Raw genomic sequence first — 16,472 nt, 5'->3', positions numbered from 1 at the left:
TAACGTCAACACTTGAAATAATTACCTGACACCATAATCTCGATCCCGTGGATCCCACACCGCCCACCCGACGTCCCGCCACCCCCGGCGGCCCGACCGTGTCGCCCCCGGCCGACGCGGCCGCCATTCGGCGTCGCAACCTGGGTCTGGTGTTGCGGCACCTCGCCGACCACGGCCCGTGCCCGCGCACCGAGGTGGCCGCCGCCACCGGACTGGCCCACGGTTCGGTCACCGCCCTCGTCGCCGATCTCGCCGACCGCGGCCTCATCGCCGAGGACGACGCCCAGCGTTCCGGCGTCCGCGGCCGCCCCGGCCGCCCGCTGCGACTGGAACCCGGTCGCGCCGCCGTGGCCGCCATCCAGGTCACCTCCGAACAGCTCCGCGTCGCCGTCTCCGACCTCGCGGGAGTCATCACCTGGCGCGACACCGTCGCGCACGACCTCGCCCCCGGCACGCCCGCCGCCATGGCCGCCGCCATCGCGTCCCTCATCGCCCGCGCCGCCGCCACGCTCCCCGAATCGGGCCCCGCGCCCGTCCTCGCCCGCGCGGTGATCGCCATGGCCGGCCCGGTCCTGGACGACCCCGACCAAACCGTGGTGGTGGCACCGGATTTCGGCTGGCTCGACTCGGTCCCCCTCCGCGACCTGATCGCCGCCCACCTCCCGCCCCCGGCCGTGGCGATCGACGTGATCAACGACGCCAACGCCGCCGCGCTCGCCGAATTCCACGCTCTCCCTCGCGATTCCCGCGGCCTGGTCCTCATCGAGGCCGGCACCGGCATCGGCGGTGGCGTCGTCCTGGACGGCCGCATCCACACCGGCAGCCACGGCGTCGCCGGCGAGCCCGGCCACCTCCCGGTAGCCATGACCGGCCCCGACTGCGTCTGCGGCGCCCGCGGCTGCCTGGTCACCTTCGCGGGACCCGAGGCTGTCCTCGATTCCGCCGGCCTCACCTCTCTACTCCACAACGAGGGCCTGCAAGCCGCCCGATCCGAACTCCTCTCCCTGCTGAGACAGTCCGAACCCCAAGCACTCTCGGCAATGGACGCCGCCGCCACCGCCCTCGGCACGGCCATCCTCTCGATCTCCGCCCTCCTCGATACCGACGAAGTCGTCCTCGGCGGCCTGCTGGCGGAGTGGTTCCCGTGGATCGCGCCGACCATCGAGAATCGCCTCCATGGCCGCCGGGTCCTGGCCCCCACACTCGGGCTTCGGATCGCACCCGCGGCCCTCGGCGACGATGCCATCCTCATCGGCGCCCTCGGCTTCGCCCGCCGCGCGGTCCTGGCCGACCCCGCCGTGGTCCCGCCGCTGCCGATTCTGCGTGTCGCTGAAGATTCGCGGTGAACTGACTTCGGGTGGTGGTTCGATGGCGGGATGGACCTGCGCCGGGATCTGAGCGGTACTGTCGACGCACTCATGCCGGAGTTGAAAGCGCTTCTCGGGCAATTGGTGAAGATACCGTCCATCGCGTTTCCGGACTATCCGAAGGAGAATGTCCAGCGGGCGCACGATCTGGTCGCGAAGGAGTTGCGGAAGTCCGGGGTTGACGAGATTCGGGTGCTGGATCTGCCCGATACCTCGCCGGTCGTCTACGGACGGATCCCGGCTCCGGAGGCCGCGCCGACCGTCCTGCTGTACGGGCATTACGATGTGCAGCCTTCCGGGGATGAAAGTCTTTGGCATACACCGCCGTTCACGCCGACCGAGAAGGATGGCGCGATCTACGGGCGGGGCGCGGCGGACTGTAAGGCCAATGTGGTGGCGCATATCGGGGCGTTGCGGGCGTTCGGGGGCAAGCCGCCGGTCGGGGTGACGGTGGTGATCGAGGGGCAGGAGGAGTACGGGTCGGTCTTCGACGACTATCCGGCCGAGCATCCGGAGCTGTTCGAAGCCGACGCGTTGTTGATCTGCGATGCGGGCAATATTCGCGCGGGGCAGCCGACGCTGGTGACCGCGTTGCGCGAGGTCGCGGACGTGTTCGTGGAGGTGCGCACCCTGGCCGCGCCGGTGCACTCGGGGCAGTTCGGCGGTGCGGCACCGGATGCGCTGTTGTCGTTGATCGCCGCGTTGGCCACGCTGCACGACGCGGACGGGAATGTCGCGGTGCCGGGGCTGCGTCGCGACCACTGGACGGGCGCGAACTACACCGACGCCGAATTCGCTCGGGTGACGGGGATGCGACCGGGTATGCCGTTGCTCGGGACCGGTCCGATCGGTGAGCGGATCTGGTACGGCCCGGCGATCACCGTGATCGGGTTGGACGCCCCGCCGACGAAAACCGCCGCGTCCGCGGTGGTTCCATACGCCAAGGCGTACCTGAACGTGCGCGTGCACCCCGAGCAGGACCCCGCCGAGGGGCAGCGTGCCGTCATCGAGCATCTGAGGAAGGCCAAGCCGTTCGGGGTCGAACTGGAGGTGACCGGTGGCGATATCGGCACCGGATTCGCCGCCCGCACCGACGGTCCCGCGTACGCGGCCATGGGTGAGGCCATGACCAAGGCGTGGGGTGTCGACGCCATCGATTCGGCCATGGGCGGTTCCATTCCGCTGACCAATGCCATGGCCGCCGCCAACGGGCTCCGAGGTGCTCATGCTCGGCGTCGAGGATTCCGAATGCAATATGCACGGCTTCAACGAGCGGGTGCTGCTGAGCGAGTTGCGGAATGTGGCGCTGGCCGAGGCCGAGTTCTTCCAGCTCTTCGCCGACAAGGCGCGCCGATGAGCGATACCGCGACCATCGAGGACGCTCCGAAGCCCGTGCGGCACAAGAAGAAGCGCGGCTTCCCGTCCACGTACACGATCCTGGCCGGGGTCACCCTCGCGGTGTGGCTGGCGGCCTTCGTGATTCCGCCGGGCGCCTACGACGTGGACGCGCAGGGCCGCCCGATCGCGGGCTCCTATCATCGCATCGCGGACGCCAAGGAGTTCTCGGCCCGCGTCCGGGACTTGTTCCTGGCTCCGGTCAACGGCCTCTACGGCATTCAGGACGCGAAGACCTCGCAGGTCGCCCCGGACCTGAGCGGTTCGCTCTACGGCGCGGCGGCGGTGTTCCTGTTCGTGCTGGCGGTGGGCGCGTTCATCACCGTCGCCTTCGCCACCGGCGCGCTGGACAGCGGGATCGGACGCCTGGCGTTCAAGCTCCGCGCCCGGTCGATCCTGCTGATCGTCGGCATCATGGTGGTGTTCGCGATCGCCGGCACCGTCGAGGGATTCGCCGAGGAGACCCTGGGTTTCTACGCCCTGCTGGTCCCGTTGACCCTGGCCCTGGGCTATGACCGCATGACCGCGGTCGGCGCGATCATCTCGGGCGCGGGCATCGGTGTGCTGTGTTCGACGGTGAACCCGTTCGCCACCGGCACGCCACGCTGGCCATGCCGATCATGGCCCCGCTGGCCGATTTCGCGCATGTCCCGCGGTCGCTGGTGGTGACGGCGTGGCAGTCGGCGTCGGGCTGGGCGAATCTGGTGACGCCCACGACCGCGGTGGTCACCGGTGGTATCGCGCTGGCCAAGGTGCGCTACGACCGGTACGTGAAGTTCATCGTCCCGCTGATGGCCATTCTGTTCGTGCTGATCGGGGTGTTCCTGGCGATCGCGGCGTGGCTCTGCTAGCCGGTCCGGGGCTCGACGCCGGTGAACTGGGCCCAGCACTGCCGCAGGTAGAACTCCATATCGATGGCCGGGTCGATGAGCCACCGCGATTGCAGTCCGTCGGACAGGGCCATGAACGCGGTCGCCATCACCTGGGGGTCGACGGCGGGCGGGACCTCGCCGTCGCGTTGCAAACCGCGGATCAGCTCGGCGAAGGCGGCGGTGCCCAGTTCGTAGTGCAGCCGCATGTATTCGTGCGCGGGATGGTTGGGGTCCGCGGCCGCGGCCTGCATGTGGGTGAAGAGTTCGATGAGCCCGGGGACCTGGGTGTTGTGTCGGATGAGCCGGATCAGCGCCTCGGGCGTGGCCTCGCCCAGATTGGCGGCGTCGATCTGATCCCGCTTGAGCAGCACCGCGACGAACAGTTCCTCCTTGGAACCGAAGTAGTGCAGCAGTCCGCTCTGGCTCAGCCCGACGGCCTCGGCCAGTTCGGCCACCGAGGTCGCGAGGAAGCCGCGTTCCGCGATGGTCTTCAGGGCGGCCTCGAGGATCTGCTCCCGCCGTTCGATGCCCTTTCCGTAGGGTCCGCGTTTCGCCACCGGTCGAGTCTAAGCGGATTGTGAGAGTTCCTTGTCCGTCAAAACCGTGAGTAGTACGGTTTTCGCCATGCGCTTACGCCGCCGCACCCTCGCTCTGGCCGTCGTGGCCGCCGCCGGTCTCACCCTCACCAGCGCCCCCGCCTTCGCGCGGCCGCAGCCGCCCACGCACCTAGCGCCGCTCGGACCCGACTTCCTCTGGGGCGTCGCGGCGTCGGGCTTCCAGTCCGAAGGTCATGCGCCGGACAGCAATTGGTCGCGCTACGCCGCCTCCGGGAAGACCGAGGACACCTACCGCGACTCGATCGACTTCTACGACCGGTTCGAATCCGATATCCAGCTCGCCAGGCAATTGGGCGTGAAGGTGTACCGCATCGGCATCGAATGGGCGCGCGTCCAACCCCAGCCCGGGGTGTGGGACGAGGACGGACTTCGCTTCTACGACAAGGTGATCGGCGCGATCGAGGCCGCCGGCATGCGGCCCATGCTGACCATCGACCACTGGGTGTATCCGGGCTGGGAGGCCGACCGCGGCGGCTGGAATCGCCCCGGCATGGTGGATGACTGGCTGGCGAACGCGCGGACGGTGGTGGATCGCTACGCCTCCGGCAACCCGCTGTGGGTGACCTTCAACGAACCCGCCATGTACATGATCAACGAGGTCCGGCTGGGCATCCTGCCCGCGACCTCGGTGCCGATCATGCAGGATCGAATCGCGCAGGCGCACAACGCCATCTACGACTACATCCACCAGGTGCAGCCGGGCGCCATGGTCACCAGCAATGTCGCCTACCTTCCGACCGCCGAGGACCTGGTGAACGGCCCGCTGCTCGGCAGGATCGCGGCCAAGCTCGACTACATCGGGATCGACTATTACTACGGGGTGTCCCCGGACGCCATGAACTCGGGTTCGCTCTCGGAGATGTGGAAGAACCCGCTGCAGGCCGACGGCATCTACTACGCGCTGGACCACTATTCGCGCGCGTACCCCGGCAAGCCGCTCTACATCGTGGAGAACGGGATGCCCACGGAGGACGGCCAGCCCCGCGCCGACGGATACACCCGCGCCGACGACCTGCGCGACACCGTCTACTGGGTCCAGCGCGCCAAGGCCGACGGCATGAACGTCATCGGCTACAACTACTGGAGCCTCACCGACAACTACGAATGGGGCTCCTACACACCGCGATTCGGCCTGTACACCGTCGATGTGAAGACCGACCCGGCGCTCACCCGGCGTCCGACCGACGCGGTTCCGGCCTACACCGAGATCACCGGCGCGGGCGGCGTCCCCGCCGGTTACCGCCCGACCCGCGACCCCAAGACGTGCTCGCTGGTCGACGCCCCGTCCAGCTGCACTGATCCGGTGACGCTGCCGCACTGACCACCCGGCGGTTCGCCGGATCGGCCGCGGGACACCCGCGCCCGCGCATCGGGTGCGCGGCCGATCCGGCGAGCGACTCCCGCTCAGCGCAGCGCCGGAATGACCTCACGCTCGAACAGCTCCAGACCCGAAGTGTCATAGGCGGTTTCGGGGAAGTAGTGGATCGAATAGCCCAGTCCCAGATCCTTGACCCGCGAGAGCCGTTCGACGATCTGCTCCGGCGTGCCGACGGCGGGGGAGTTGCGGAACAGATCCTTGACGTGCTGGGCCGCGCCCTCCGCGCCGACGAACGGGGTCAGGCGGGACTCCAGCTGCGTCAGCCGGTCCTCGACCTCGGCCTCCGTCGCGCCGACCAGCGTATTGAAGTTGGAGCTGCGGGTGATGGCGTCGAAATCGGTTCCGACCGCGGCACAGTGGCCGCGCAGCAGCTCCGACTTCTGCGCGAAGGTCTCCGGGTCGCCCGCGAAGTTGGTGTACCGCGCGTACTTCGCCGCGATTCGCAATGTCACCTTCTCGCCGCCGCCGGCGACCCAGATCGGAATCCCGCCCTCCTGCACGGGAAGCGGCCGCACGATCGCGCCGTCCACCTGGTAGTGCTTGCCGTCGAGGGTCGCCTTACCCGTCGTCCAGGCCTGCCTGAAGATCTGCACGCCTTCGTCGAGCCGACCCAATCGCTCACCGGCGGACGGGAATCCGTACCCGTAGGCGCGCCATTCGTGCTCGTACCAGCCGCCGCCGATGCCCATCTCCACGCGACCGCCGGAGATGAGGTCCACGGTGGCGGCGACCTTGGCCAGGTAGGCCGGGTTCCGGTAGCTGATGGCGGTGCACATCTGCCCCAGCCGGATTCGCGAGGTGCTGGCGGCCAGTGCCGACATCAGCGTCCACGCCTCGTGGGTGGCCTCCTCGGTGGGCACGGGGACGGTGTGGAAGTGGTCGTAGACCCACAGCGATTCCCAGGCGTCCCCGGAATCCGCGCGCGTGGCCAGGTCCCGCATCACTCCCCAGTGCGCGGCCGGGTCGATGCCGACCAGGTCGAGCCGCCAGCCCTGCGGGATGAAGATGCCGAAGCGCACGAGATGTCTCCTCTGTTCGAATCCGGTCCGATCGAATCGATTCCGGCATCCACTGTTCCCGTCGCCCCGTCCGGCGGCAACCGTTCTGCCCAGCCCGCGCCGAACTACGGAGCGCCGCCCTCCGGTCCGGCGATATCGGCCGGGTCCAGCACTTTCCGCAGCGCGGACGCGACGGTCTCGAGTTCGCTGGCGTCCAGCTTCTCCCCGAAGCGCCGTTCGATGCCCGCGAGATAGTGCGGCGCCGACTCCCGGAATCTCCGCCGGCCCTCGTCGGTGATGGCCACGAACGCCGACCGTCCGTCGTCGGGATTGGCTTCGCGCCGGACCAGCCCCTGCATCTCCATCTCGGTCACCAGCCTGCTGACCCGGGTGCGGCTGAGCACCACCCGCTCACCCAGGTCGCTCATCCGGAGCCGGTGCGGCGCATCGAGTTCCAGCAGGACGTCGTACCAGCTCAGCGGCAGCCCGGTGCTGCGGCGCAGTTCGGCGTCCAGCTCGGGCACGAGCAGGGCGTGGACTTGGAGCAGGGCGGCCCAGGCGCGGACAGCTGGACGGGATCGGGAGGACACCGCCCCATCTTAACCGGTTGCGTGCGCGCGCACCTAAGTAGTAGCGTGCACACGCACACAAATTTCCGTGAAAGGAACTCTCATGACCGCACTCATCACCCGCGAGGAACTCGCCCAGGAGATCGCCGCCGGAACCGTCACCGTGCTCGACGCGCTCGGCGGCACGTACTACGCCAAGGCGCATCTGCCCGGCGCGCTCGCGCTGATCGAGGCCGATGTGGAAACCGAAGCGCCGCGCCTGCTTCCGGATCGCGACGCCGCCATCGTCACCTACTGCTCGAACGCGGCCTGCCCCAATAGTCAGAACGTCGCCACCAAGCTGGAACGGCTCGGCTACACCAATATCCGCAAGTACCGCGACGGCATCCAGGACTGGGCCGAAGCGGGCCTGCCCGTCGAAAGCTGATCCGCCCTCGGGGATTCAGTCCTTGACGGTGATCGACAGCCGGGGCCGGGTGGGGTTGTCGGGGGAGACCCGCTCCCAGACGGCGTCCAGCATCGGGGCCAGCAGCAGCTCGCCGAACTGGCGCAGCAGCACGGCGACGATCTGGTCCGACTCCGGCTTGTCGGTCGAGGCCAGGCCCGCGGCGCGGAGTCCGGCGACCTCGCTGCGGGTCAGTTCGACCACCGCGTCCAGCAGGTGGATGCGGGTCTCGGAGGGCTCGAGCAGCGACCGGCGGATGTAGTTCACCACGGCGGGGTTGGCGTGCAGCATGTTCCGCACCGCTTCGTCACGCGCGGAGGCGACCTCGGCGTGGGTGCCGGTCGGCGGGATCGAGGCGACGGCCTGTGCGAAGTATTCGACGACCAGCTTGTCGACCGCGTCGCGCAGGCCGTCCTTGGTCTTGAAGTGGTGCTGAACCAGTCCGAGGGTCACGCCGGCCTCGGCCGCGACCGCGCGCAGTGACACCCGGGAGTCGCCGTACTGGGCGAACAGGTCCATGGCGGCATTGCGGATGCGGGCCTTGGCGGTCAGGTCCTCGTTGGTGGCTCGTGGGTTCAGCATCGCCCCTCAACTTAGCGGTTCCGGACTGTGTACCCGGCAATTGATGTGATTGACCGGTTCACGATACAACTGTATCGTTCGCGATATGGAGGAACCACCGCTGCGGCCCCTGGCCGGAGTCGAAGTCGTGTCCCTGGCGGTCAACCTGCCCGGTCCGCTCGCCGCCGCGCGGCTGGCCGAGCTGGGCGCGCAGGTGATCAAGGTCGAGCCGCCGACCGGTGACCCGCTGGCCGCCGCCGCGCCGCAGTGGTACGAGCACCTGGTCGCGAGCCAGCAGGTCGTCACCCTCGACGTGAAGCAGGACGCGGACCGCGCCAAGCTCGACGAGCTGCTGGCCACCGCCGACCTGCTCATCACCTCCATGCGCCCCTCCGCCCTGGCCCGCCTCGGCCTGGCGCAGCCGCAGCAGCGCTTCCCGGAGCTCTCGCTCATCGAGATCATCGGCCACGCCGCCGAGCCCGAGGTACCGGGCCACGACCTGAATTACCAAGCGGTGCACGGCACCCTGACCCCGCCGCACATGCCGAAGGTCCCGATCGCCGACATGCTCGGCGCGGAGCGCGCGGTCTCCACCGCCCTGGCCGCCCTGGTACGCCGGGCGACAACCGGTGCGGGACAGCCGTATCGGGTCGCGCTGGAAGAAGCCGCGGCCTGCGCGGGCGACGCCGTGCGCTACCGCCTCATGGGCGACGGCGCGGTACTGGGCGGCGCGTTCCCCGGCTACGGCATCTACGAATGCGCCGACGGCCATGTCGCGCTGGGCGCGGTGGAGCCGCACTTCTTCCTGGGCGCGCTGGCCGCCTTCGGCGCCGACGGCACCCACGAGGCCTTCCGGAAGGCGTTCGCCGACCAGACCATCGCCGAGCTCGAAATCATCGCGGCTCGGGAGGACCTGCCGCTCAACGGCATCCGACGCAACAACGGAGAGTGACACCGATGTCCGAACTGTTCCCCGACTACCGGCCTACCTGGGAGACCGATCAGCACCGCGAGCTGCGCAAGCACGCCGCGGAGTTCTTCCGCAAGGAGGCTGTGCCGAATCGCGAGCGCTGGACCGCGCAGCACATGGTCGACCGCGAGTTCTGGAACAAGGCCGGCGCCGCGGGCCTGCTCGGCCTGGACCTGCCGGAGGAATTCGGCGGCGCGGGCGGCGATTACGGCATGCAGGCCATCGTCCAGGAGGAGCTGGTCTACGCCCACGACAACGGCTTCGGCTTCTCCGTGCACTCGCCGATCGTGTCGCACTACATCTACAACTACGGCAATGACGAGCAGCGCGCGAAGTGGCTGCCGGGCATCATCAGCGGCGACCTGGTGCTGGCCATCGCCATGACCGAGCCGGGCACCGGATCGGACCTGCAGTCGGTGCGCACCACCGCGATCCGCGAGGGCGACCACTACGTCATCAATGGCTCGAAGACGTTCATCTCCAACGCGACCCACTGCGATCTGCTGGTGATCGTGGCCAAGACCGACCCGTCCAAGGGTGCGGCCGGTGTCTCGCTCATCGTGGCCGAGACCAAGGACCTGCCGGGCTTCGAGCGCGGCCGGGTGCTGGAGAAGATGGGCCAGCACGCGCAGGACACCCGCGAGCTGTTCTTCTCCGACATGCGCGTTCCGGTGGGGAATCTGCTGGGCGCGCAGGAGGGTCTGGGCTTCTACCAGCTCATGGAGCAGCTGGCCCGGGAGCGGCTGATCATCGCCAGCCTGTGTTCGGCGCTGGCCGAGGCCGCGGTGCTGGAAGCGCTGCGCTACTCCAAGGAGCGCGAGGCGTTCGGCCGCCCGATCGGCAAGTTCCAGCACAACGCCTTCACCCTGGCGGAGGTCAAGACCGAGGCGCTGGCCATCAAGACCTTGGTGGACTACGCGATCCAGCAGTACATCGACGGCAGGAACGACCCGTCGACCGCGTCCATGGCCAAGCTGTTCGCCGCGGAGACCTGCGACAAGGTGGTCGACCGCTGCCTGCAGCTGTTCGGCGGCTACGGCTACATGATGGAGTACCCGATCGCGAACATGTACACGGGTTCGCGCGTGAACCGCATCTACGGCGGCACCAGCGAGATCATGAAGGAGATCATCTCCCGCTCGCTGTGAGGCGGGGCCCGGCGGCGGGCGGTTGGGGGCCGCCGCCGGGATATCCGAGCTCAGGCCGGGCGGGACCGGCTCACGATGGCCAGGCACGCCGCGCAGGCGGCGGCGAGGACGCCGAACATGGCGGGGTAGCCGACGCCGATGCCGTTGTGGCAGACCGCCATCAGGGCCGGGACGCCGAAGCCGAGGTAGCTGACCGCGTAGAACACCGCGGTCAGTCCGGCCAGGTCGTCGGGACGGGCCATGCGCTCGATCTCCAGCAGGCCCGCGACCAGCCCGCTGCCGAATCCCATGCCCAGGGCGACGGCGGTCAGCACGGTCAGCCACAGGGTGAGGGTGGCGGAAGCGGCTGCGGCGAGCAGCATTCCGAGGATGACCAGGCTCAGGGCCAGTACCGGCAGTCGCAGCGAACCGGGGCGATCGATCTTGCGCGCCACCGACTGGATGCCGAAACCACAGCCGAGGGTGATCACGGTGATCAGGGCGGAGAACGCGATCGGGGCGTCGTGCACCTTGGGCATCATGAGCGTCGGCATGATGGCGTACGCCGCCGCCGACGAGGTGAACAGCCACAGGCACACCGGCAGCGCGACGGTGCGGAAGCGGTGATGCGCGCCGACCGGGACCTTCAGATCGTCGAGGAGCGGTCCCGGATTCACCTGTGGCACGATGGTTTCCGGCGCGCGGAACAGCAGCGCCGCGGCCGCGGCACACAGCGTCACATTGATCAGATAGGCGAGTGAGTCCGGCCACGGACCCCACTGCGCCAGCACGCCCGCCACACCCGCGCCGACGCCGAAGCCGCCGGTGAGGCTCATGGCCGAACGGCGCGCCCCGGTGCCGGAGGCGGTATCGGCGGTGAACGGCGGCTGCGACAGCTCCTTGAGCCAGCTGCTGCCCACCGCCATGGCCAGGCCCAGTGCGATGCCGCACAGCACCCGGCCCGCGGAAAGCATGGGGACCGAATGGGATCCGAAGGCCAGCAGCGTCGAGCCGGTGGCCGCGATGAACGGCGCGGGCCGCATGAGCGGGCGCCGGCCGTAGCGGTCCGACAGCGGGCCGCCGATGAGCAGGGCGGGCACGATGCCCAGCACGTATTCGAACAGCAGCAGGTCGACGGTGGTGACGGGCAGTCCGTCGCGCTTGTACATGACCAGCAGGGGCGTGAATTCGTTACCGCCCCAGGCGATCGCGAAGATGGCCGTCGCGACGCCGAGCCACGCCGTCGGGTGGGTGCCCAGTCGATCGGCGCGGGTGTCGAGCGTGGTCAGGGTCGCCATCACATCCCCCTCGGGGTGACGCCGTGCACGTCGGTGAGGTGTTCGGCGAGGGCCTCGGCGAATCCGGCGCCGTCGGCGGCGTCGATCAGATCCGCGAGGCGGGTGTGCTGCTCGATGATGCGGTGCGGGTTGGTCTCGCCGCGTTGCAGCGCGACGCTGTTCATCCGGCGCTGCCGTTCGCGCAGCGAGTCGTAGAAGCCGATGAGCAGCGGGTTGTCCGCGGCCACCACGTATTCGCGGTGGAAGTCGGCGTCGGCGATGGCGAATTCCTCGAGGTCGCCGGCGTCGGCGAGTTCGCGCTGGCGGTCCAGGGATTCACGCAGCCGGGGAATCAGGCCCGCGCGGGCGATGCGGGTGAGCGCGTCCACCGCACCGGTTTCCACGATGTAGCGGGCGTGGATCACATGGTCGGCCTCGTGCGAGGGGACGGGCACCACGAGGGCGCCGCGCTTGGGGTAGAGCCGCATCCAGCCCTCGGTCTCGAGCCGCAGGAAGGCCTCGCGGATGGGGGTGCGGGAGGTGCCCAGCTCCCCGGCCATCTCGTTCTCGCTGACCAGCTCCCCGCCGGGGAGATCGCCGCTGAGTATACGTTCCTTGATTTCGCGGTAGGCCCGCTCGGCGGCGGAGAAAGTCTTGGACACGACTTGCATACTAGAGGGGTCGTGGGATGATTTGCCTGGATGTGGCGGGTTTCACGGGGCGGGATGACAGAGTTGCGCGGTAACCCTCTCACGCGGAATGATTCACCTTGTTGGCAGCACGTCAGTAAGTTGCCATAACTTCTGGGACGAGGAGGTCCGCATGGCGAACGATGCCCCCGCGCTGAACGAGGTCGTGAACGGCGGTCTGGAGTTCACGATTCCGATCGCGCACAAGATGGGGGTGCGGGCCGAGGAGGTGCGCCCCGGGTTCGCGGCCACCACGGTCCCCATCGAGGGCAACGGCAATCACTTCGGCGTCATGTACGCCGGTGTGCTGTTCACGGTCGCGGAGATCCTGGGTGGCGCGATCGCCATCTCCAGCTTCGACACCGCCAAGTACTTCCCGCTGGTGAAGGACCTGCACGTGTTCTTCCGGAAGCCCGCCGCCACCGATGTGCGCGCCGAAGCGTCGCTGTCGGAGGAGGAGATCGCGCGGATCACCGAGGAGGCCGACGCCAAGGGCAAGGCCGACTTCACCCTCACGGCGAAGGTGACCGACGCCAACGGTGTGGTCGTGGCCGAGACCCAGGGGCTGTACCAGCTGCGCGCCCACGGCAAGTAGGCCGCGACAATCGATCGAGCCCCGGGAATCGCTCCCGGGGCTCGATCGTTGTCGGCTGCCGATCAGGCGACGATGATCCAGCCTTTACAGCCGGTGCCCAGGCTGCCCGGCCAGTCCGAGCCCGACACCTCGAACGGGATGGCGCCCGGCATCGGGGTGCCCAGATCGACGGTGGTGGTGACCGCGCCGTAGGTGTCGGGCAGCGGGGTGCGCTTCCCTGCCATGTCGATCTTGGCGTCGTCGGTGAAGTTGCTGGAGGTGGTGATCTCCAGCGTGGTGGGTGTGAACGAGTGCGCCAACAGCGTGGTCTGGCCGCACCGGCCCTTGGCGTAGTCGAGCGTGATCTTCTGCGGCGCGGCGTCGGCGGCGGCCGGCGCGGCCAGCGCACCGGACAGGGCACACGCGGTTGCCGCCAGGGTGATGCGGCGGACGTACACGGTCTTCACGAACAAAACCCCTTTCCTGTGGTCACAGCTGTGGATGCCCCCCCTGATCGATCGACGACGATCATGCCGTGACCGCGCCCCCGGCACGTGGCGGACGCGCGGAAGAATCCGGGCGAGTCCGCGGGCTCACGTGTTTCGGATGCGGAGGCGCAGCGGCAGGGTGCGATGGCGGCGCACGAAGATGCTCGGAAACCACTGCGGCGGGGCGTCTTCGACGAGGGTGAAGGCGGTGGTGCGCTCGAACAGGGCGGTGAGCGCGGCGGTGGCCTCCAGCTTGGCCAGTGCCGAGCCGATACAGAAGTGGATGCCGCGCCCGAAGGCGAGATTGTTGGCGCCGCTGCGGCGGTCCAGATCGAGGGTGTCCGGATCGTCGAAGCGGGCCGGGTCGCGATTGGCGGCGCCCCACTGCAACAGCAGGTGGCTGCCCGCGGGAATCTCGATGCCGCCCAGCACGGTATCGGTGGTGACGTGCCGATGATGGCCTCGGAAGGGCGATTCCAGGCGCAGCGCCTCGTCCAGGAAGGCGGGCAGCAGGGCGGGTTCGGCGCGCAGCTCGTCCTGGAGGTCGGGGCGGGTGGCCAGCAGCCGGGCGGCATTGGCGATGAGACCCGCCGTGGATTCGCCGCCCGCGCCGACGAGTTGGACCAGGATCAGCACGGCCACCACATCGGTGATCTCCCCGGCGGCGCAGGCGCGGGCCAGCACGCCGAGCAGGTCGTCGCCCGGGTTGCGCTGGGCGGCGGCGAATTCGGTGTGCAGGTAGCCGGTGAGTTCGGTGGCGGCGCTGACCAGGTGCACGAAACGGTCCGAGTCGACCACGCCGCCCAGCATCTCGGTGCTGTCGTAGGCCCAGGTGAGCAGTTGCGGCACCGCGGCGTCGGGGAGTCCGATGATGTCGGCGACGAGCGCCAGGGGGAGGCGGTCGGCCATACCGGTCGCCCAGTCGATGCGATCGCCGTGTAGTTCCTCGGTCCACAGCCGGTCCACCAGTTCGGTGACGGTGGGGCCGAGGCCGCGAATCCGCTTGGCCAGCAAGGGCTGCACGAGTTTGCGCTGGGCCTGGTGGCTCGGGTCGTCGGCGGTGGCGAGGACGTGGACGGCCTGGCCACCGCCGTCCATGTCGAAGGTGACGGGCGGCTGTCCCTCCTGCCGCAGGAGTGCGCCGGTGAGGTTCGAGGAGAACTCGTCGCCTCGATTCACGGCCTCGGTCACCAGATCCCACGACGTCACCAGGTAGAAGTCGGTGCCCGGGATGCGGTAGACAGGGGATTGCTCGCGCAGCCGCCGGTACAGCGCGTAGGGGTCGTCGATGTGCGCGGGATCGAAGACGTCGAGCGCATCGGGTGAGGTGCGGGTCATGGGGCCACCGTCGTCCCGACCTGAATCGAGTGTCAACAAGCGTCTCGCGGTGAGACGGATCCGCCGTGCGGACCCGCCCGTAAGCAGGAGTTTTCCCGGTTTCGTGAGACTTCGGACCCCCGTCTGGGCCGGCCGACTAGTATCGAACGACTACGCGACAGCGCTTGCTGGCCCAGGAGGCTCGGGTGATCGTGCGTGAACAGGGGTGGATGAGGCGGGGATCCGGCGCGGTGTTCGCGGCGGTGGCGCTACTGGTGGTGATCTTCGCGGTGAACGGCTCGACGGCGCGGGCCTATTCGGGACTCGCCCCGGACACGGTCACCATCGATAGTGGTGCGTTGCACGGTGTCTCGACCCCGTCGTATCGCCTGTTCAATGGAATCCCTTACGCCGCACCACCGGTCGGTGCGCTGCGCTGGCGGCCGCCCGAGCCGGTCGCGCCGTGGCCCGGAGTTCGTGAGGCCCGCGACGCGGGCCCGAACTGCGCCCAGCCGACCGGGTTGGGCGGCCTGCGCACCACCGTCGAAGACTGCCTGTACCTCAATGTCTGGACGCCGCCGACGCTCCCCGCCGACGGCCGCGCCCTGCCCGTCATGGTGTGGATCCACGGCGGCAGCCTGCAGACCGGCACCGGAAGCATGTACGGAGCAGCCCCTTTGGTCTCCCAACCCGACGGGGACGTCATCGTCGTCACCATCAACTACCGGCTCGGACTGTTCGGCTTCCTGGCCGCCTCGGCCCTGGACGACGGTTCCGGCTCCGGCGACTACGGCCTCATGGACCAGCAGGCCGCCCTGCGCTGGGTCCACCGCAATATCGCCGCGTTCGGCGGCGACCCCGATCGCGTCACCCTGGACGGCGAATCGGCCGGCGGCGTCTCGATCTGCGCCCACATGGCCACCCCGTCCTCCAAGCCCCTCTTCCAGGCCGCCATCCTCCAGAGCGGTCCGTGTGCGAGCCAATCCCTCCCGGACGCGGAGGCCGAAGGCGACGCCTGGGCCGCCGCCGCGGGTTGCCCCGCCACCGACGACGCGACCTGCCTCCGCACCCTCTCACCCGACATCCTGGTGGACCGCGGCCCCGACGACACCAATATTGTCCACGGCAACGCCTACCTCCCCGAAAGCCCGCTGACCCTGCTGAAATCCGGTGGCATGTCCCGCATTCCCACCTTCGTCGGCTCCAATCACGACGAGGTGGCCCTCTGGGTCTGGATCAAATACGGCATCCCCCTCGGCCCCGTCATGACCGCCGCCGACTACCCCCGCCTCCTCGCCGCCAAGATCCCCGACCTGACCCCAGCCCAAACCGACCAGGTCATCGGCGAATACCCCCTCACCGACTACCCCCAACCGGCCCTGGCTCTCACCCGAGCCTGGACAGACCAACTCGTCTGCAAACTCATCTCCCAGGTCTCCGACCTCTCCCGCCACAACCCCACCTACGTCTACGAATTCGACGACCGCGGCGCCTTGGCCCCACCCAGCACCTTCCCCATGGGCGCCTATCACGCCGCCGAACTCCCCTCCCTCTTCGACCTGGTCCAAGCCGGCTTCGCCCTCGACGGCGTCATGACCCCACCCCAACGCCGCCTCCAATCCGACATCCGCCGCTACTGGACCCGCTTCATCAACACCGGCACCCCCGACCCCGCCAACCTCCCCGCCATCCCCCAATACACCCCCACCACCCCCACCTTCCTTTCCTTCCGCCCCACCGGAAACCAGTTCTCCACCACCTTCGCCACCGACCACCGCTGCCCCTTCTGGAACACCCTGTTCCAATAGGCCATGCGTACGGCCCCTTT

The 16,472-nt window shown here is 68.9% G+C and carries 17 protein-coding genes; 9 read left to right on the top strand and 8 right to left on the bottom strand.

The genetic code is table 11. The features are described from left to right. Positions 1-47 precede the first annotated feature (47 nt). The 3 genes from ACFYTS_RS26525 to ACFYTS_RS26515 all read left to right on the top strand — a co-directional run bounded on the left by ACFYTS_RS26525 (position 48) and on the right by ACFYTS_RS26515 (position 3,613). Positions 48-1,346 carry an ROK family protein gene (locus tag ACFYTS_RS26525; protein WP_387307939.1) on the top strand — a complete coding sequence of 433 codons (1,299 nt, stop codon included), beginning with the start codon at positions 48-50 and terminating at the stop codon, positions 1,344-1,346. A gap of 72 nt (positions 1,347-1,418) precedes the next feature. Then, complete coding sequence (locus ACFYTS_RS26520) at positions 1,419-3,431, top strand: M20/M25/M40 family metallo-hydrolase (RefSeq protein WP_387307937.1); 2,013 nt, start codon at positions 1,419-1,421, stop codon at positions 3,429-3,431. Continuing rightward, positions 3,374-3,613, top strand: coding sequence for a hypothetical protein (locus tag ACFYTS_RS26515; RefSeq protein WP_387307935.1), 240 nt, complete (start codon positions 3,374-3,376; stop codon positions 3,611-3,613). The genes ACFYTS_RS26520 and ACFYTS_RS26515 overlap by 58 nt, the downstream gene beginning before the upstream one ends. Here the strand turns inward: ACFYTS_RS26515 and ACFYTS_RS26510 are convergent. Continuing rightward, complete coding sequence (locus tag ACFYTS_RS26510) at positions 3,610-4,191, bottom strand: TetR/AcrR family transcriptional regulator (RefSeq protein WP_387307933.1); 582 nt, start codon at positions 4,189-4,191, stop codon at positions 3,610-3,612. The two genes, ACFYTS_RS26515 and ACFYTS_RS26510, sit on opposite strands and share 4 nt — an antisense overlap. Positions 4,192-4,258: 67 nt before the next feature. Between ACFYTS_RS26510 and ACFYTS_RS26505 the strand changes: the two genes are divergently transcribed. Continuing rightward, on the top strand, positions 4,259-5,572 hold the full coding sequence (locus ACFYTS_RS26505; RefSeq protein WP_387308063.1) for a family 1 glycosylhydrolase: 1,314 nt from the start codon (positions 4,259-4,261) through the stop codon (positions 5,570-5,572). A gap of 83 nt (positions 5,573-5,655) precedes the next feature. Here ACFYTS_RS26505 and ACFYTS_RS26500 read toward each other — a convergent pair whose 3' ends face one another. Beyond that, complete coding sequence (locus ACFYTS_RS26500) at positions 5,656-6,648, bottom strand: LLM class F420-dependent oxidoreductase (protein WP_357288377.1); 993 nt, start codon at positions 6,646-6,648, stop codon at positions 5,656-5,658. A 104-nt stretch (positions 6,649-6,752) separates the two neighbouring features. Continuing rightward, on the bottom strand, positions 6,753-7,217 hold the full coding sequence (locus tag ACFYTS_RS26495) for a MarR family transcriptional regulator (RefSeq protein ID WP_357288380.1): 465 nt from the start codon (positions 7,215-7,217) through the stop codon (positions 6,753-6,755). 82 nt (positions 7,218-7,299) lie between these two features. On the opposite strand from ACFYTS_RS26495, the gene ACFYTS_RS26490 reads away from it, so the two are divergent. Next, entirely contained in the window at positions 7,300-7,623 is a 324-nt protein-coding gene (locus ACFYTS_RS26490) for a rhodanese-like domain-containing protein (protein WP_357288383.1), read from the top strand. Between the two features lie 15 nt (positions 7,624-7,638). On the opposite strand, the gene ACFYTS_RS26485 is transcribed toward ACFYTS_RS26490, so the two are convergent. Further along, entirely contained in the window at positions 7,639-8,223 is a 585-nt protein-coding gene (locus ACFYTS_RS26485) for a TetR/AcrR family transcriptional regulator (protein ID WP_387307930.1), read from the bottom strand. A 100-nt stretch (positions 8,224-8,323) separates the two neighbouring features. Here ACFYTS_RS26485 and ACFYTS_RS26480 point away from each other — a divergent pair, with 100 nt between their 5' ends. Both ACFYTS_RS26480 and ACFYTS_RS26475 read left to right on the top strand, forming a co-directional pair. After that, positions 8,324-9,154 (top strand): CoA transferase, encoded by an 831-nt coding sequence (locus ACFYTS_RS26480; RefSeq protein WP_387308061.1) that lies wholly within the window; start codon positions 8,324-8,326, stop codon positions 9,152-9,154. A gap of 5 nt (positions 9,155-9,159) precedes the next feature. Continuing rightward, entirely contained in the window at positions 9,160-10,320 is a 1,161-nt protein-coding gene (locus tag ACFYTS_RS26475) for an acyl-CoA dehydrogenase family protein (RefSeq protein WP_357288392.1), read from the top strand. Positions 10,321-10,370: 50 nt separating this feature from the next. Here the strand turns inward: ACFYTS_RS26475 and ACFYTS_RS26470 are convergent, their stop codons facing one another. Together ACFYTS_RS26470 and ACFYTS_RS26465 are read right to left on the bottom strand one after the other, a co-directional pair. After that, on the bottom strand, positions 10,371-11,597 hold the full coding sequence (locus ACFYTS_RS26470) for an MFS transporter (protein WP_387307928.1): 1,227 nt from the start codon (positions 11,595-11,597) through the stop codon (positions 10,371-10,373). Beyond that, the gene (locus ACFYTS_RS26465) at positions 11,597-12,247 is read right to left on the bottom strand and encodes a GntR family transcriptional regulator (RefSeq protein WP_357288398.1); all 651 of its coding nucleotides are present in this window, start codon (positions 12,245-12,247) and stop codon (positions 11,597-11,599) included. Before ACFYTS_RS26465 ends, ACFYTS_RS26470 begins: the two co-directional genes overlap by 1 nt. Positions 12,248-12,398: 151 nt before the next feature. Here ACFYTS_RS26465 and ACFYTS_RS26460 point away from each other — a divergent pair, with 151 nt between their 5' ends. Next, positions 12,399-12,860, top strand: a complete 462-nt coding sequence (locus ACFYTS_RS26460; protein WP_357288401.1) for a YiiD C-terminal domain-containing protein — start codon at positions 12,399-12,401, stop codon at positions 12,858-12,860. Positions 12,861-12,922: 62 nt separating this feature from the next. Here the strand turns inward: ACFYTS_RS26460 and ACFYTS_RS26455 are convergent, their stop codons facing one another. After that, positions 12,923-13,306, bottom strand: a complete 384-nt coding sequence (locus ACFYTS_RS26455; protein ID WP_357288403.1) for a hypothetical protein — start codon at positions 13,304-13,306, stop codon at positions 12,923-12,925. A 126-nt stretch (positions 13,307-13,432) separates the two neighbouring features. After that, positions 13,433-14,665: a cytochrome P450 gene (locus tag ACFYTS_RS26450; protein WP_387307925.1), complete on the bottom strand. Its 1,233-nt coding sequence runs from the start codon at positions 14,663-14,665 to the stop codon at positions 13,433-13,435. Between the two features lie 185 nt (positions 14,666-14,850). Between ACFYTS_RS26450 and ACFYTS_RS26445 the strand changes: the two genes are divergently transcribed. Further along, positions 14,851-16,452: a carboxylesterase/lipase family protein gene (locus ACFYTS_RS26445; RefSeq protein ID WP_387307923.1), complete on the top strand. Its 1,602-nt coding sequence runs from the start codon at positions 14,851-14,853 to the stop codon at positions 16,450-16,452. The last annotated feature ends 20 nt before the right edge of the window (positions 16,453-16,472 follow it).

Source organism: Nocardia sp. NPDC004151, from assembly GCF_042874235.1.
Lineage (GTDB): Bacteria > Actinomycetota > Actinomycetes > Mycobacteriales > Mycobacteriaceae > Nocardia.
Note: the sequence above shows the minus strand (reverse complement) of the source record. Positions and strands in the feature narration are given on the sequence as shown.

Excerpts from the sequence above, each read along its gene's own strand:
- ACFYTS_RS26520 (WP_387307937.1), top strand. The coding sequence starts at position 1,419 with ATGCCGGAGTTGAAAGCGCTTCTCGGGCAATTGGTGAAGATACCGTCC.
- ACFYTS_RS26515 (WP_387307935.1), top strand. The coding sequence starts at position 3,374 with ATGCCGATCATGGCCCCGCTGGCCGATTTCGCGCATGTCCCGCGGTCG.
- ACFYTS_RS26505 (WP_387308063.1), top strand. The coding sequence starts at position 4,259 with ATGCGCTTACGCCGCCGCACCCTCGCTCTGGCCGTCGTGGCCGCCGCC.
- ACFYTS_RS26490 (WP_357288383.1), top strand. The coding sequence starts at position 7,300 with ATGACCGCACTCATCACCCGCGAGGAACTCGCCCAGGAGATCGCCGCC.
- ACFYTS_RS26485 (WP_387307930.1), bottom strand. The coding sequence starts at position 8,223 with ATGCTGAACCCACGAGCCACCAACGAGGACCTGACCGCCAAGGCCCGC.
- ACFYTS_RS26475 (WP_357288392.1), top strand. The coding sequence starts at position 9,160 with ATGTCCGAACTGTTCCCCGACTACCGGCCTACCTGGGAGACCGATCAG.
- ACFYTS_RS26470 (WP_387307928.1), bottom strand. The coding sequence starts at position 11,597 with ATGGCGACCCTGACCACGCTCGACACCCGCGCCGATCGACTGGGCACC.
- ACFYTS_RS26465 (WP_357288398.1), bottom strand. The coding sequence starts at position 12,247 with ATGCAAGTCGTGTCCAAGACTTTCTCCGCCGCCGAGCGGGCCTACCGC.
- ACFYTS_RS26460 (WP_357288401.1), top strand. The coding sequence starts at position 12,399 with ATGGCGAACGATGCCCCCGCGCTGAACGAGGTCGTGAACGGCGGTCTG.
- ACFYTS_RS26450 (WP_387307925.1), bottom strand. The coding sequence starts at position 14,665 with ATGACCCGCACCTCACCCGATGCGCTCGACGTCTTCGATCCCGCGCAC.